The sequence below is a fragment of the Polaromonas sp. P3_C2 genome, from assembly GCF_056402675.1.
This window is the reverse complement of record NZ_JBFUGX010000029.1, coordinates 1-14,421: the sequence shown is the minus strand read 5'-3', so window position 1 is coordinate 14,421 and position 14,421 is coordinate 1. Positions and strand designations below refer to the sequence as shown.

Annotated in this window: 18 protein-coding genes; 10 read left to right on the top strand and 8 right to left on the bottom strand. The window is 62.0% G+C overall.

Translation table 11 applies throughout. The features are described 5' to 3' along the window. The 3 genes from AC1DWI_RS02745 to AC1DWI_RS02735 all read left to right on the top strand — a co-directional run. Window positions 1-964, top strand: a 964-nt coding sequence (locus AC1DWI_RS02745; protein WP_477724337.1) for a peroxidase family protein, incomplete at its 5' end; no start/stop codon positions are given. A gap of 77 nt (window positions 965-1,041) precedes the next feature. Then, a complete protein-coding gene (locus tag AC1DWI_RS02740) occupies window positions 1,042-1,431 on the top strand; it encodes a carboxymuconolactone decarboxylase family protein (protein WP_477667851.1) in 390 nt (129 codons plus the stop codon). A gap of 90 nt (window positions 1,432-1,521) precedes the next feature. Next, entirely contained in the window at window positions 1,522-2,037 is a 516-nt protein-coding gene (locus AC1DWI_RS02735) for an N-acetyltransferase family protein (RefSeq protein WP_477667850.1), read from the top strand. A 33-nt stretch (window positions 2,038-2,070) separates the two neighbouring features. Here the strand turns inward: AC1DWI_RS02735 and AC1DWI_RS02730 are convergent, their stop codons facing one another. Further along, complete coding sequence (locus AC1DWI_RS02730) at window positions 2,071-3,096, bottom strand: zinc-binding alcohol dehydrogenase family protein (RefSeq protein ID WP_477724336.1); 1,026 nt, start codon at window positions 3,094-3,096, stop codon at window positions 2,071-2,073. A gap of 135 nt (window positions 3,097-3,231) precedes the next feature. On the opposite strand from AC1DWI_RS02730, the gene AC1DWI_RS02725 reads away from it, so the two are divergent. Beyond that, window positions 3,232-4,137: a LysR family transcriptional regulator gene (locus AC1DWI_RS02725; protein WP_477667848.1), complete on the top strand. Its 906-nt coding sequence runs from the start codon at window positions 3,232-3,234 to the stop codon at window positions 4,135-4,137. Window positions 4,138-4,334: 197 nt separating this feature from the next. After that, window positions 4,335-4,691 (top strand): HPF/RaiA family ribosome-associated protein, encoded by a 357-nt coding sequence (locus AC1DWI_RS02720; protein WP_477724335.1) that lies wholly within the window; start codon window positions 4,335-4,337, stop codon window positions 4,689-4,691. 8 nt (window positions 4,692-4,699) lie between these two features. On the opposite strand, the gene AC1DWI_RS02715 is transcribed toward AC1DWI_RS02720, so the two are convergent. Continuing rightward, window positions 4,700-5,185 (bottom strand): GNAT family N-acetyltransferase, encoded by a 486-nt coding sequence (locus tag AC1DWI_RS02715; RefSeq protein ID WP_477667846.1) that lies wholly within the window; start codon window positions 5,183-5,185, stop codon window positions 4,700-4,702. 262 nt (window positions 5,186-5,447) lie between these two features. On the opposite strand from AC1DWI_RS02715, the gene AC1DWI_RS02710 reads away from it, so the two are divergent. Then, a complete protein-coding gene (locus AC1DWI_RS02710; RefSeq protein WP_477667845.1) occupies window positions 5,448-6,200 on the top strand; it encodes a metallophosphoesterase family protein in 753 nt (250 codons plus the stop codon). Further along, window positions 6,197-7,672 carry a protein kinase domain-containing protein gene (locus AC1DWI_RS02705; RefSeq protein ID WP_477724334.1) on the top strand — a complete coding sequence of 492 codons (1,476 nt, stop codon included), beginning with the start codon at window positions 6,197-6,199 and terminating at the stop codon, window positions 7,670-7,672. Before AC1DWI_RS02710 ends, AC1DWI_RS02705 begins: the two co-directional genes overlap by 4 nt. Window positions 7,673-7,755: 83 nt before the next feature. Here AC1DWI_RS02705 and AC1DWI_RS02700 read toward each other — a convergent pair whose 3' ends face one another. Beyond that, the gene (locus tag AC1DWI_RS02700) at window positions 7,756-8,313 is read right to left on the bottom strand and encodes a helix-turn-helix transcriptional regulator (protein ID WP_457280177.1); all 558 of its coding nucleotides are present in this window, start codon (window positions 8,311-8,313) and stop codon (window positions 7,756-7,758) included. 97 nt (window positions 8,314-8,410) lie between these two features. Here AC1DWI_RS02700 and AC1DWI_RS02695 point away from each other — a divergent pair, with 97 nt between their 5' ends. After that, window positions 8,411-9,118, top strand: a complete 708-nt coding sequence (locus AC1DWI_RS02695; protein WP_477667843.1) for a CoA transferase subunit A — start codon at window positions 8,411-8,413, stop codon at window positions 9,116-9,118. Window position 9,119: 1 nt separating this feature from the next. Then, window positions 9,120-9,755: a 3-oxoacid CoA-transferase subunit B gene (locus AC1DWI_RS02690; protein WP_477667842.1), complete on the top strand. Its 636-nt coding sequence runs from the start codon at window positions 9,120-9,122 to the stop codon at window positions 9,753-9,755. A gap of 48 nt (window positions 9,756-9,803) precedes the next feature. Here AC1DWI_RS02690 and AC1DWI_RS02685 read toward each other — a convergent pair whose 3' ends face one another. The 5 genes from AC1DWI_RS02685 to AC1DWI_RS02665 all read right to left on the bottom strand — a co-directional run bounded on the left by AC1DWI_RS02685 (window position 9,804) and on the right by AC1DWI_RS02665 (window position 13,769). Then, complete coding sequence (locus tag AC1DWI_RS02685; RefSeq protein ID WP_477667841.1) at window positions 9,804-10,682, bottom strand: DMT family transporter; 879 nt, start codon at window positions 10,680-10,682, stop codon at window positions 9,804-9,806. A gap of 104 nt (window positions 10,683-10,786) precedes the next feature. Next, window positions 10,787-10,942, bottom strand: coding sequence for a hypothetical protein (locus AC1DWI_RS02680; protein WP_477667840.1), 156 nt, complete (start codon window positions 10,940-10,942; stop codon window positions 10,787-10,789). A gap of 66 nt (window positions 10,943-11,008) precedes the next feature. After that, window positions 11,009-11,581 (bottom strand): MarR family winged helix-turn-helix transcriptional regulator, encoded by a 573-nt coding sequence (locus tag AC1DWI_RS02675; RefSeq protein ID WP_477724333.1) that lies wholly within the window; start codon window positions 11,579-11,581, stop codon window positions 11,009-11,011. After that, window positions 11,578-12,777 (bottom strand): Gfo/Idh/MocA family protein, encoded by a 1,200-nt coding sequence (locus AC1DWI_RS02670; RefSeq protein ID WP_477667838.1) that lies wholly within the window; start codon window positions 12,775-12,777, stop codon window positions 11,578-11,580. Before AC1DWI_RS02670 ends, AC1DWI_RS02675 begins: the two co-directional genes overlap by 4 nt. Then, on the bottom strand, window positions 12,774-13,769 hold the full coding sequence (locus AC1DWI_RS02665) for a PDR/VanB family oxidoreductase (RefSeq protein ID WP_477667837.1): 996 nt from the start codon (window positions 13,767-13,769) through the stop codon (window positions 12,774-12,776). The genes AC1DWI_RS02670 and AC1DWI_RS02665 overlap by 4 nt, the downstream gene beginning before the upstream one ends. Before the next feature lie 146 nt (window positions 13,770-13,915). Here AC1DWI_RS02665 and AC1DWI_RS02660 point away from each other — a divergent pair. After that, window positions 13,916-14,421, top strand: a 506-nt coding sequence (locus AC1DWI_RS02660; protein WP_477724332.1) for a Rieske 2Fe-2S domain-containing protein, incomplete at its 3' end; no start/stop codon positions are given.

Genomic DNA, 14,421 nt, shown 5'->3' with positions numbered 1-14,421 from the left:
GGGCCCGGCTGCGCGCTACCTGGGCCCGCTGGTGCCGAAGGAGGCACTGATCTGGCAGGACCCCATTCCCGCCGTCGATCATCCGCTGGTCAATGAGCAGGATATTGAAGGCCTCAAGGCCAAGGTCCTCGCCTCCGGGCTCTCCATCTCCCAGCTCGTCACAACGGCCTGGGCGTCTGCTTCCACCTTCCGCGGCAGCGACAAGCGCGGCGGCGCGAACGGTGCGCGCATCCGCCTGGCACCGCAAAAGGATTGGCAGGTCAATCAACCGGCCGAGCTGGCGAAAGTCCTGAAAGTGCTGGAGGCCATCCAGGGCGAGTTCAACGGCGCGCAGTCCGGCCGCAAGAAAATCTCGCTGGCTGATTTGATCGTTCTCGGTGGCTGCGCGGCCGTCGAGGCGGCTGCACGGAAAGCCGGCCACGACGTGAAGGTGCCTTTTTCACTGGGCCGCACGGACGCTTCGCAAGCGCAAACCGATGTGGCGTCTTTTGCCGTGCTGGAACCTGCCGCAGACGGCTTTCGCAACTACACCCGCAAGGGGCAGGCGCAGCGGGCAGCCGAGCAGCTGGTGGATCGCGCGAACCTGATGACGCTGAGCGCTCCCGAGATGACGGTTCTGGTTGGCGGCATGCGCGCCCTGAATGCCAACGTCGGGCAGGCCCAGCATGGAGTTTTCACCAAGCGGCCCGGAACCTTGAGCAACGACTTCTTTGTGAACCTGCTCGACATGCGCACGAAGTGGCAGAAATCTGCCGACACAGAAGATGTGCTGGAGGGACGCGACCGCACGACGGGCGAACTCAAATGGACGGGTACGGTGATCGACCTCGTCTTCGGTTCGAACTCGCAGTTGCGGGCCATTGCGGAGGTCTATGCGTGCAGCGATTCGCAGCAGGTCTTCGTGCGTGACTTTGTGGCAGCCTGGAACAAGGTGATGAACCTGGATCGCTACGACCTTGCCTGATTGAGGCAAAGCCCGCCCGGTGAAGACCGGAGCGGGCTTTTTTGCTTTCCATTACGCTTCGTCTTTTAGGAGCCTCCATGACGCAGCCCGCAGACAAGGATTTCGACAAAGGCCTCGCCACCCGCAAACAGGTAATGGGCGAGGATTTTGTGGCCAATGCTTTCGACAAGGCCACCGGTTTTTCCCTGCCGATCCAGCACTTTGTGACCCGCAATGCCTGGGGTGACGTGTGGCAGCGGCCGGGGCTGGACCTGAAAACACGCAGCCTGATTACCGTAGCCATGTTGACGGCATTGGGCAAACAGCACGAACTCAAAGGCCATGTGCGCGGCGCGCTCAACAACGGCGTGACGCCCGAGCAGCTTCAGGAAGTGCTGCTGCACGCGAGCATTTATTGCGGCCTGCCCGCCGCGGTCGAGGCATTTCGCACGGCGGCCGAGGTTGTTGATGCGCCTCCAAAAGCTTGAGGTTTGTAAGCGATTTGAGGTTGTAGCCCTTCCTATACATGGATGTATAGCTACTAAAAATATAGCAAATAACTTTTATCCTTATCCGCCATGAATGAACCCAAGCCCTTGATCCGCCGCTGCACCGAGGCCGACTGGCCCGCCGTTTGGCCGCTGCTGCGCGCCACCTTTGAAGCAGGCGACACCTATGCCTTTTCGCCCCACAGCACAGAAGCTGAAATACACGCGGTGTGGATGGACGTGCCCCGGGCGACGTATGTAGTGCGTGAGGGGAACAGCGACGACGGCCGAGTGCTAGGCACCTACTTCATCAAACCCAACCAGCCGGGGCTGGGTGCGCATGTCTGCAACTGCGGCTATGTGGTCGCGCCCGAAGCGCAGGGCAAAGGCCTGGCGTCGGCGATGTGCGAGCACTCCCAGCAGGAAGCGCTGGCCATGGGTTTTCTGGCGATGCAGTTCAACCTGGTGGTGTCGACGAATGAGCGTGCTGTTCGGTTATGGCAAAGATTGGGGTTTGAGATTGTGGGGACCTTGCCGGAGGCTTTTCGGCATGTGAGGTTGGGGTTGGTGGATGCGTTTGTGATGTTCAAGACTTTGCGGCGTTAAGGCCGGAACAAGCCCCGGCCTCAACAAGAAAACTCAAACCCATCCTTCAAGCACAACCTTCCCCCGCGCCTTCCCAGACTCCACCAACTCATGCGCCCGCCACAAGTTGGCGGCATTGATCACACCAAACGTTTCCGTCAGCGTCGTGCGGATCAAGCCGGAMTCGACAAGTTGGGCGACCTCATTGAGCAGGCGGTGCTGTGCCACCATGTCGGGTGTGCCGAAGAGGGGGCGGGTGAACATCAGTTCCCAGTGGATGGATGCGCTCTTGCGTTTGAACAGCGTGATGTCGAACTTCACCGGGTCGTCAATCAGGCCGAACTTGCCTTGTGGTGCGATGGCTTCGGCGATTTGTGCCAGGTGGCTGTCGGTTTGCGTGAGGCCCACGATGTAGTCCACCGCGGGGATGCCGATACGCTTGAGCTCTTCGGCAATCGGCCGGCTGTGGTCGATGACATGATGGGCGCCGAGTTCCTTCACCCAGGCTTGGGTTTCCGGCCGTGACGCGGTGCCTATCACGGTGAGCGAGGTCAGGCGCGTGGCCAGCTGCGTCATGATCGAGCCCACGCCGCCCGAGGCGCCGATGATGAGCAGTGTTTTGTTGTTCGGTGTTTTGCCCGGCACGATGCCGAGACGGTCGAACAGCATCTCCCAGGCGGTGATGCTGGTCAGCGGCAGGGCGGCCGCTTCGGCAAACCCCAGCGTTTGCGGCATGCGGCCGACGATGCGTTCATCGACCAGGTGGAGTTCGCTGTTGGTGCCGGGCCGGGCGATGGACCCCGCATACCAGACCTTGTCACCGGCCTTGAACAGTGTGACCTCGGGGCCGACGGCGCGCACGATACCGCTGGCGTCATAGCCCAACACCTTGTAATCCGAGCCAGCGCTGCGCGCCGCGCTGGCGCGTACTTTGGTGTCCACCGGGTTCACTGAAACGGCTTTCACCTCGACCAGCAGGTCGTGGCCGGTGGGCGTCGGGTCGGGCAGGGTGATGTCGGTCAACCCGGTTTGGCCGGTCTGGTTGAGTGCGTGGGCTTGTGTGTAGCCGATGGCTTTCATGGTGATTTCCTTTGCGTGTGATGTTGCGTGGCGTTGTGTTCAGCAGTGCTCAAAACTGATTCTTGAACTGTATTGAATTTGAAAATGAAGATAAACAAGCTTTCAGTTGAAGCTATTTGCAAATAAAATTTGTAAATGAAAGCCCTGCAAGACCTGGAAATCTTTATTCGCACTGTCGACACAGGCAGCCTGTCGGCCACGGCCCGCAGCCTGGACCTGACGCCGGCGGCCGCCAGCGCGGCACTCAAACGGCTGGAGGCAGAATTGCAGGCGCCGCTTTTTGTGCGTTCCACCCGCAGCTTGCGGTTGACGCGCGAAGGTGAGGTTTTCCTCGCACACTGCCGGCCCGCGCTGGCCGCCCTGCGAGATGCCCAGCTGGAGCTCGCCAGCGGCCGGCAGCAGGTGCGCGGTGTGCTGCAGCTGGCCGCGCCATCAGACTTCGGCCGCAATGTGCTGCTGCCCTGGCTGGAAGCGTTTCAGCTGTTGCATCCCGGCATTCAATACCGGCTGCACCTGTCGGATCGCGTGACCAATGTCTACAGCGACCTGGTGGACGCGGCTTTTCGGCAAGGCGAGCCGCCCGATTCCAGCATGCTGGCGTTGCCGGTGGATTTGACGAATCGGCGCGTGCTGTGTGCGTCACCTGCCTACCTCGCGTTGCACGGTACGCCTGATACGCCGCAGGCACTGGCAAAGCATATTTGCCTGTGCTTCATGCTGGGTGAAGACGTGTATGACCGTTGGAAGTTCTGGAGAAATGGCGAAGAGCTCACGGTGCGTGCCACTGGCGGCAATGTTGCCAACGATGGCGACGCGGTTCGCCGGTGGGCCCTGGCCGGCCGCGGCATCACTTACAAGTCGCGGCTGGATGTGGTGGGCGACCTGGCTGCGGGGCGGCTGGTCGCCCTGTGCACAGAATGGCAAACCGAGGCTGTACCGCTGTACATGGTGTTACCGGGACGGCGGCAACTGACGCCCGGCCTGCGCCTGCTCAGGGAATTTATCGGCGCACGCTGCCTGGCGCTTTCCGAAGCCCGGTGAGGCACTCACCCCATGAGGAAACCGTATGTCCGTGTGCGGTGTGGAAAACCACCCTTACTTCAGGGTGGGGATCAGGACTACAGGCTCGCAGCCGTGCAGGGCGCACAATGAATTTTCCAGTTGCCCCCCGGCAACCGCAAGACAGCCCGGCCGGCAGGCCTCTTCGCTGTAACCGTCCTGAAAGGAAAACAATACCCATGCAAGTCCAAGTCAATTCCAATCACACCATGCACACCGGCGAATCGTTCGAGCGCTGGGCCAGCACCGAACTCAACAGCTCACTTAGTCGCTTCAAGGGCGACATCACGCGCATTGAGGTTCATATGAGCGATGAAAACAGCGACAAAATCAGCCCGGACCAAAAACGCTGYGTGATGGAAGCGCGGCTGGCGCACCATGAACCACTGGCCGTCAACCACCACGCGCCCAGCCAGGACGAAGCCTTTCGCGGCGCAAGCGACAAGCTCAAGCGGGTGCTTGACCACACGCTGGGAAAATTGCGCGACCACCACCRCACGCGTGAGACCATCCGGCACGAGCCGGACGCCATCTGAACCGTTGACTAACCCTGGTTGCCCAGGGGGACGGTCTTGGTCATCGCAAAGCGGCGGAGCATGGCCCCGCGCCGTTCAACGCATTGCTCTTCCCTCACCGCGAATCCCTGGCGCTCGAAAAATGGCCGGCTCACCAGGCTGGCCTCCGTAAAAAACTCCACGATGCCGAGACCGCGCAGCGCAGTTTCGGCATGGCCGTAAAGCTGTGAAGCCACACCGCGGCGCGCGGCAGCGGGCGACGTAAACAGGAGGTCGATATGGCCATTTTTTTCATAGCCAATAAAGCCCAGCAGACCGCCGCCTTCCGCGTCTTGCGCCAGCAAGATTTGTAATGGCCCGAGCCGCGTTTTCCATAGGCCCGGATCGGGTGGGTGAGGCGCCCAGGCCTCGCGCTGCACGGCGTCGTAATGGCTTCCCGCCAGGCCATGAACCGCATCGGTGAACAGCTGGGCGACTGCGGCGAGGTCTGAGTCCTGGTAAGGGCGGATATGCATGATGGGATCAACGGCGATAAAGCAGGCGATGATAAAGGTGATTGTGGCCTGCAGCCCAGTCAGGGCGAGCGCAAGCAGCTATTAATTTGGTAGCATGCTGATGGCCGCCATCTTGGACATTGGCGCATGGCAGTTGCGTTGACGCGGATAAAAACAGCCACGGCCTCTTCCTTTTACGGCAAACTGTACTGTCCTGCTCCCGAATGACAGGACATCAGCTGCCTGGGATTGCCTGCTGTGAAATAAAACTGCGCCTCACCTTATGAAAATAGCCCTGCTGTCCGATGTGCATGCCAACCTGCGTGCGCTGGAGGCCTGCCTTGCCCACGCTGCAGAGCAGGGCGCCGGCCGACTGGCCATACTGGGAGACCTGGTGGGCTATGGCGCGCAGCCGGCCGAGGTGGTGCAACGGATTCGCGACCTGGCTGGGGAGGGCGCCGTCGTGCTCAGGGGCAACCATGACCAGCACACGGTGACGCCGCCCGCACAGGCCCGATCGGTTGACCAGAGCGGCGCCGCCTGGACGCACGAACGGCTGGACAAGGATGCCCTGGATTTCCTCGAGAGACTGCCACTGACGGCCACCATTGGCACCGCGCTGCTGGTACACGCCAGTGCCGACTCGCCGGGGCGCTGGCACTATGTGGACAATGAACGCCGCGCCGAAGCCAGCCTTGACGCCGCATCGCTCGATCCGGACGTGCGCTATGTGTTTTGCGGTCACGTGCACCAGCAGACGCTGTATTTCCACGGTGCGGGGCAGGGGCTGATGCGCTTTCAGCCTACCCCGGGCGTGCTCATTCCGGTGCCGGCGCACCGTTACTGGCTCGCCACCGTGGGTTCGGTGGGCCAGCCGCGCGACGGCAATACCAAAGCCATGTATGCACTGTTTGACCCGGAGCTGGCCGAGCTGACTTTCCACCGCGTGGCTTATGACCACCTGGCTGCCGCAGCCGATGTGCGCGCAGCCGGCCTGCCCGCATACTTTGCGCAGCGGCTGGAGGCGGGCCTGTGAGGTTGATGGCACCCGGCACCGTGGTAGATGGATTTGTGGTTGGCGAATGCCTGCATGCCGGTGGCATGGCGCACATCTACCAGGTGGGGTATGCCGACACAACGCACGCCGTGCCTTTTCCGCTGGTGATGAAGGTGCCGCGCATGACGCCCGGCGACGGCGCGGAAAACATCGTGGGCTTTGAGGTCGAGCTGCAGTTGCTTTCCGTGCTGACCGGGCCGCATGTGCCGCGCCTGGTGGCAGCGGGAGACCTCGAAAAGCTGCCTTACCTGGTGATGGAATACGTCTCCGGCCGCACTCTGCAACAACTGCTGGACGAGGCTGCAGCGCCGCTGCCTGCCGAAGAAATTGCCCGGCTGGGTGTGGCAGTGGCCCAGGCGGTACACAGCCTGCATCTGCAGGATGCCTGCCACCTGGACCTGAAACCGGCGAACGTGCTGATACGCCCCGATGGCAGTGCCGTGCTGCTCGACTTCGGGTTGTCTTGCCACGCGCATTACCCGGACCTGCTGGCTGAAGAGCTGCGTCCCGCCGTCGGCTCCCCGACCTGGATGGCGCCCGAACAGGTGGTGGGCGTGCGGGGCGATCCGCGCAGCGACATCTTTGCCATCGGCGTGATGTTGTACGAACTGGCCACACGGGCGCTGCCTTTTGGCAACCCGCAGACCCGCGGCGGCCTGCGGCAGCGACTGTGGATGGATCCGGTGCCGCCGCGCGCGCTGCGGCCAGACTTGCCCGAATGGCTGCAGGAAGTGATCCTGCACTGCCTGCAGAACGAGGCCGACCGGCGTTATGCGTCGGCTGCACACCTGGCGCTGGATCTCTCTGACCCAGCGCAGATCGCCGTGACCGGGCTGGGCCAGCGCCTGCACCCCACGGGATTTTGGGTGCATTTCAAGCGTTGGCTGCGCGCAGCGGGCAAAGACTACCAGCCCAGCCCGCTGCCCTCCCGGCAAATTGATGCGGCGCCCATCATCCTGGTGGCCGTGCCTTGCCTGGACGTGAGCGACGCCACGCTGTATTCATTGCGGCGCGCCGTGATGCGGGTGCTGGGCACGACACCGCGCGCGCGGCTGGCCTGCGTGACGGTGATTGATCCGTCGGCAACCCCGGGCCACGACACGCAGACGAGCGAAACCACCGTGCACCGGCGCTACCTGGGCATGCTTCGCCAGTGGGCGCAGCCTTTGCACCTGAACAGCCAGACAGTGTCTTTTCATGTCATCGAATCGGGAGATGTTGCGCAGGCACTGCTGCACTATGCCCAGGGCAATCATGTCAGCATGATCGTGATGGGCGCTGCGACGCATGGCCTGCAGATGCAGCGCCTGCTGGCGACGGTTCCGATCAAGGTCGYCATGGCGGCGCCCTGTACGGTGATTCTGGTGAAGCAGGCATTGCCGTTTGACCGGCTGGCGAGTGAAGAGGCCAATCCCTCGGAGCCGGCCAGCACCCATGCATCAATGGTTTAAGCGGAAAAGGCCTCCAGCCCTTTGTGGTAAAGCGCAAGGTGCTATATAAAACGTAGCAAATTAAAGTGCGGCAGATGGGCTGTTCACGACCCGGCCATGAGCCGGTGTACCAGGTCGGCCGTGGTGGACGCCTTGTATTTGCGCATCAGGCGGGCGCGGTAAATTTCGACGGTGCGGTGGCTGATCACCAGCGCGCGGCCAATTTCCTTGGAGGTCATGCCGTCCATCAGGTGCGCGGCCACTTCACGTTCACGCGCGGTGAGCTCGGCCGTGACGGGGCGGCGCGAGCTCAGGTCCTCGAAAGTCCAGATGCCGGCTTCGTGCGGTGCGCTTCGGTTGAGCGCCCGCCCCGTGACGTGGCACCAGAAGGTCTCACCCTTGTTGCGGCCATCCACGCGCTTCATGATGCGGTCGTCGGAATACAGGCCCTTGGCGTTCAGGATCGGAATCATGCGTGCGCCTATGCGCTCGTACTCGTCCGCACTGGGATAAAGAATCATGAACGACTGGCCGGCAAGTTGTTCGCGCGTGGCGCCGAACATCTCGCACAAATGCTGGTTGCAGTCCACAATGGAGCGGTTGCGGGACAGCACCAGTCCCACCGGTGCCAGATCGAATGCGAGCTGGTAATCGACTTCCACAGTACTTACCTTTACGGAAAACTACCTAACTTGATAAGTAGTATCGTAATGGATTGCTGATGGCACCTGCCTGCATCACGACTCAAGGAGACTATTTGTGAAAAAACTTTTCCCTTCCGCCGCAGAAGCCCTCAAGGGCGTCGTCAAGGACGGCCAGTTGATGGCCGTCGGCGGTTTCGGCCTGTGCGGCATTCCCGAGGCGCTGATCGAAGCCTTGCGCGACAGCCGGGTGAAGAACCTCACCGTGATTTCCAACAACGCCGGTGTTGACGGCTTCGGCCTGGGCAAGCTGCTGGAAACGCGGCAGATCAAAAAAATGATTTCCAGCTACGTCGGCGAGAACAAGGAGTTTGAGCGCCAGTACCTGGCGGGCGAGCTGGAGCTGGACTTCACGCCGCAAGGTACGTTGGCCGAAAAGCTGCGTGCAGGCGGTGCCGGCATTCCGGCCTTCTTCACCAAGACCGGCGTGGGCACGCAAGTGGCCGACGGCAAGGAGCTGCGCGAGTTTGACGGCGAAACTTATGTGATGGAACGTTCACTGGTGCCCGACGTGGCCCTGGTCAAGGCGCACGTGGCCGACAAGTCCGGCAACCTGCGCTTTAACCTCACGGCCCGCAATTTCAATCCGGCCGCCGCAATGGCCGGCAAGATTTGCATCGTTGAAGTGGAGAAAGTCGTTGAGGTCGGCGAGCTCGCCCCCGACGACATCCACCTGCCAGGGATCTATGTGCATCGGATCGTGCTCAATGCAAATCCCGAGAAACGTATTGAGAAGCGAACCATTACCGAGAAAGCGGGAGTTTGATATGCCTTGGACCCAAGACCAGATGGCGGCACGTGCCGCCCAGGAACTCGAAGATGGTTTCTATGTGAACCTCGGCATCGGCATCCCGACGCTGGTGGCCAACTTCACAGGCGACAAGGAAGTGTGGCTGCAGTCGGAAAACGGCATGCTGGGCATTGGCCCGTTTCCGACCGAAGACCAGGTGGACGCCGACGTGATCAACGCCGGCAAACAAACCGTGACGACGATCAAGGGCTCATCCATCTTTGGCAGCCATGAAAGCTTCGCCATGATCCGCGGCGGCAAGATCAATTTGTCCATCCTGGGYGCCATGCAGGTCAGCGAAAAAGGTGACCTTGCCAACTGGATGATCCCTGGCAAGATGGTCAAGGGCATGGGCGGGGCCATGGACCTGGTGGCCGGCGTCAAGCGCGTGATCGTCCTGATGGAACACGTTGCCAAAAAGAAGGACGGCACCGAAGACATGAAGATCCTGCCGAAGTGCACCCTGCCGCTGACGGGCGTGGGGGTGGTCGACCGCATCATCACCGACCTGGCCGTGATGGACGTGGTGCCCGAAGGCCTCAAAGTCGTGGAACTTGCGCCCGGCGTAACCCGCGAGGTCTTGCAGGCCAAGACGGGTGTCCAGCTGATTTGATCTGTAGCCGGGCGGCGGTTTTGCACTGCCGCCCGGTAACTCTCAGGGTCAGCGTGCGGCCAACGGCTGCACAGGGTTGCGGAAGACCTGCACCAGGCCCAGCAGGATCGCCAGCATGCCCACCAGGCTCCAGGGTGCCAGGCGGTTGCCCAGCACGAGGTAGTCCAGTGCAGCCGTGCCTGCAGGCACCAGATAGAACAGGCTGGTGACGTTGACCAGGTTGCCCGCGTGAATCAGGCGGTACAGCAGCAGCGTTGCCACTACCGACATGACAACCCCCATCCACACCAGTGCCACCCAGAAGCCGGTGCTCAGATCAACAGACATCGGCTGAAACGGCGCAAAGAGCAGGCACAGCAACAGGCTGCAGGCCAGCTGCAGCGGCAGCACTTCGCGCGGCGCTTGCCCGACTGACTTTTGCAAGATGGCGCCCAGTGTCATGCATGCCAGGGCGCCAAAAGCAAACAGCATTCCGGCTGCGGTGAAGTGCGCACGCGCAATGCTTTCATACACCACCAGCACCAGTCCGCCCAGAGCCAGGCCGAGGCCCGCCAGGCGTCGGCGCGAAAAGGCCTGCCGTTCCGTCAGTGCCAGCGTCAGGATGGGCTGCACGCCCAGCACGGTGGCCAGTACACCGGGTGTGAGGCCGTGGTCCAGCGCCAGCAAATGGCAGATGGAATAGCTGCCGATCATCAGAAGGCCTGTCAGCGCGACGCGCAGGCGTGTGCCGGGCGCCGGCAGCCAGCGGCGCCCGGCCAGCCCGAGCGCCAGCAGAATGCTGAGCGCAAGGGCAAACCGTAAACCGAGGAAGGCGAAGGGGCTGGCGTGCTGCAGCCCGAGTTTGGAGAAAAGCGCGCCGCTGCTCCAGATCAGGACGAAAAGGGAAGTCGGGCCGAAGGTGGCCCAGGCCGTGTTTTTTGAAATCATGAAAATTACCTGCCGAAAAAGGGACAAGCTCCAGCGAGCGCACGTGGCGCGGCTGCGCCAGTGGCTGAATCAAACGAGGGCTGGAGAGCTGGACCGGCTTGGACTCAGCCGGGAACGTGTGCGGCCGGCGGGTAAGCGCCGGAAGCAACCACGTTGCGCGGAGGTGCGGCAGGTGGGGGAGCGGTAAAGCCGCCTGTCAGGCGCATGTCATCGGCCACCAGGGCTGGCGCTGTCGCATGGCTTGAAAAAGGCGTGTACATGGGCAGACTATACCCGGCGAAACGGGTGCGGGAGCGATGGCTTCACGAAGGGACGCCGTGCGGGTTTCAGGACGCGGCTTTTTTACCACGTTTGCTGTGCGTGGCCGAGGGGGACTGCGTGGCCGGTTTTGCGGCAGCCTTGCGCTTCGTTGCGGGTGGTGTTTGCAGCAGCTCGTCTTTTGCGAGGTTTTCAATCATGGCAAGCAGCACCGCGCGCGTGGTTTTGATGTCTTCGGGTGCAATGCCTTCAATGCTGACGTTGTTGGTTTCTTCGGCCAAAGGCACCAGCAGCTTCTTGAGCGCCCGGCCCTTGTCGCTCAGGTGCACGTACATGTTTTTCTTGTTGGTGGGCAGCTGCTTGCGCACGATGTAGCCCAGCGACTCCATGGCCTTCATCGCGATGAAGGTGGTGGGCTCCAYCACGCCGGCACGCTCGCTGAGCTCCTTTTGCGTCAGCCCGTCCGACTCCCAGAGGATGCGCAGGAAGGTCCAGTGGCCAAAGGGAACGCCATGCTCCGCCAGCCGTACCTGCAAGGCCCTGTGAAAGGCCCGTGAAGCGTCACGGATCAGGTGCGCCAGGCGGTCATTGGGAACGGCTTCACGCCAGTGCCGGATGATGTTTTGGGTGTCGTTGGTCATGAACCGGCATTGTGACGCACTTGGTACCCCGGCCGGCAATCCCGCCCGGTACGCGCGGACTCCAGCAGCGCCAGGCACACCGCCGTGGTGGCCCGGGCCCATTCGCCGCTATGCACCGGTGAGCGACCCTCCACCACCGCGGCAAAGAGCTCGTCGATCACTTCCTGGCGTGGGACTGTCGGGGCAGGAAGGGGTTCGAAGGTTTTTTCGCCGTCAGCGTAGATGGCGATGCCTGTCGGACCGGGGCGAAGATCAGCTTTTTCGCAGCTCACGATGAGTTGCCCGAAGTGCTGGTTTTGCAGTTCCTGCGGCGGCGCGGTGCCGGCGGAATACTGGCTGCCGCCATAGTTGCGGGCCGCTTTCAGCATAGCCTCTTCGGTGGAACTGGCGGCGCCTTGCAGACGCTTTCGGGCGGTGCCGTAGTCGTTGGGGTTTTTGGCCTGACCCATTTCGCCAACGTTGTCCAGCAACTCGTCCGAGTCGTAGTGGCCGTAGCCGCTGTAGGTGGCCGATGCGAATGCACCGTCTTCAAATTCGACCAGTGCGCTGTAGGCACCTTCGGTGGGGCGGGCGGCATCCCAGGCGCCGGTATGGGCGCGCACGCTGCGCACCAGGCCTCCGCCCAGCAGTCGCACGATGTCTATCTGGTGCGTGGCCTGGCTGTGGATCACGCCACCGCCGGCGGCCGTGTCGAGTTCCTCCGGCCTGCGCGGCCGGTAGAGAAAGTCGGTGTAGTTCATGGCGTGGATCATCTTCACCGTGCCGTAGCGGCCGCTGTCGATAAGCTCGCGCGTGCGCCGTATCGGCGTGTTGAAGCTGTGGCTGTGGCCCACGATAAGGTGAGTGCCAGCGCTGAGGGTCGCTTCAATCATGCTGGTGCATTCGTCAACCGTCAGGGCCATCGGTTTTTCCACCAGCACATGTTTACCGAAGGAGGCGGCCAGGCGCACGTGCTCCGCATGGAACTGGTGGGGCGATGCGATGTAAAGCACATCCACGGCCGGGTTGGCGCACAGCGCTTCAATGGATTCGTAGCTGGGCGCGGCGAAGTCTTTTTCAAACTGTGCGCGGGCCTGGGCAATCGGGTCGGTCGCGCCCACCAGCGTGACGCGGCTGTCATGCACAAAGGTGGGCAGCATGAGCGTGAACGCCCGCCCCAGGCCCACCACGCCCATCTTCAGTGTGCGGTTTGTCATAAGTCGAGTACCAGTTCAGGCGATTTTGCCCGTGAGACGCAGACCATGATGTGGTCGGCCTTTTCCTCGTCGGTCAGCACCATGTCGCGGTGCTCGGCCTCGCCTGCCAGCAGGCGGGTCTTGCAGGTGCCGCAGGTGCCGCTCTCGCAAGAGCTGGCCACGCGCAGGCCCGTGGCGCGCAAGGCCTCCAGAATGGTTTGTTCTGCACTAACCTCGACGTTCTTCCCGCTCTTTTGAAGGCGCAAGGTAAAGGGCGTGTTGTCGGCGTACACCTTGGCGTCGACGCCGAAGCTTTCAAAATGCACCGAACCCGAAGGCCAGTGGCCCGACATGTCGGCCACGCTGTCCATCAGGCCTTTGGGGCCGCAGCAGTAAATGTGCGCGGCGGTGGGCTTTTCAAACACCGGCCACAGGTCCAGCGCCTGGTCGATGTCTCCGTTGTCGTGGTGAATCTGCACCTGGCCAGAAAACTCGGATTGCAGCTCATGGATGAAYGCCGTGCTGCCCGCATCGCGCGTGCAGTAGTAGAGCTTGAAGCCGGCGTTCGCACGCTTGAGGTGGCGCATCATCGACAAAACCGGCGTGATGCCGATGCCGCCCGCCACGAAAATCGACTCGGCGGCGTGGCTTGCCAATTCGAAGTTGTTGCGCGGCGCGCTGACCGACAGCAACTGCCCCGCTTGCACGTCATCGGCCATGCTGACGGAGCCGCCACGGCCGCGCTCATCACGCTTGACGGCGATCTGCCAGGCGCTGTTGTCGGCCGGGTCGCTGCACAGCGAATAGTTGCGCCGCACGCCGCTCGGCACTTCAACCGTCAGGTGCGAGCCGGGCGTGAAGGCGGGCAGGGGCGTGCCGTCCGGATGACGCAACTCGAACAGGTAAATGTCTTGTGCAACCGCTTCCTTCCGGACAACCCGCAGGTTAAAAAAATCTGGCTCAGTGGCGGCTGCGGCAGGGCTGCCTGCTGCGACGCTAGGGTTAACGCTCATCGTTGTCTCCGCACGGTTGTTGACAAATATCAAAAGTCCGATATTCTTAGTGTGCTAAGAATAATCCGCTTGCCCCGGATTTGCAAGCTGCTTTTTTGATTGCATGCGAGCCCATGAATTGGCAACCGATGTGAAGGATATTTGCGATGTTGACCGCTGAAGAAAATGACCTGTTGTGCCGCGTGGAGGGTCAGGCTCCCATGGGCCAGTTGATGCGCCGTCACTGGACGCCGGTCTGCCTGATCGAAGAAGTCAGTGAGCCTGACGGCACGCCTGTCAAGGCGCGGGTGTTTGGGGAGGACCTGGTGGTGTTTCGCGACACCAAAGGCCGCGTTGGCGTGATGGACGAATATTGCCCCCACCGGCGTGTCTCGCTGGTGTTTGGCCGCAACGAAGACTGCGGCCTGCGTTGCCTCTATCACGGCTGGAAGATGGACGTGGAGGGCAATGTCCTGGAAATGGTCTCGGAGCCCGCCGCCAGCGGCATGGCGCAAAAGGTCAAGCACCTGGCTTACACGGTGAAGGAGTGGGGCGGTTTTGTCTGGGCTTACATGGGCCCGAAAGAAACCCAGCCGGAGTTCGAGCCACCAGCCTGGGCACCCACCGCCGACACGAACGTGACGATTGCCAAAGCATTGATTCCCTGCAACTG

What these genes read in the sequence shown, in the direction of transcription:
- AC1DWI_RS02740 (WP_477667851.1), top strand. Translation starts at nt 1,042, where the DNA reads ATGACGCAGCCCGCAGACAAGGATTTCGACAAAGGCCTCGCCACCCGC.
- AC1DWI_RS02735 (WP_477667850.1), top strand. Translation starts at nt 1,522, where the DNA reads ATGAATGAACCCAAGCCCTTGATCCGCCGCTGCACCGAGGCCGACTGG.
- AC1DWI_RS02725 (WP_477667848.1), top strand. Translation starts at nt 3,232, where the DNA reads ATGAAAGCCCTGCAAGACCTGGAAATCTTTATTCGCACTGTCGACACA.
- AC1DWI_RS02715 (WP_477667846.1), bottom strand. Translation starts at nt 5,185, where the DNA reads ATGCATATCCGCCCTTACCAGGACTCAGACCTCGCCGCAGTCGCCCAG.
- AC1DWI_RS02710 (WP_477667845.1), top strand. Translation starts at nt 5,448, where the DNA reads ATGAAAATAGCCCTGCTGTCCGATGTGCATGCCAACCTGCGTGCGCTG.
- AC1DWI_RS02685 (WP_477667841.1), bottom strand. Translation starts at nt 10,682, where the DNA reads ATGATTTCAAAAAACACGGCCTGGGCCACCTTCGGCCCGACTTCCCTT.
- AC1DWI_RS02680 (WP_477667840.1), bottom strand. Translation starts at nt 10,942, where the DNA reads ATGTACACGCCTTTTTCAAGCCATGCGACAGCGCCAGCCCTGGTGGCC.
- AC1DWI_RS02670 (WP_477667838.1), bottom strand. Translation starts at nt 12,777, where the DNA reads ATGACAAACCGCACACTGAAGATGGGCGTGGTGGGCCTGGGGCGGGCG.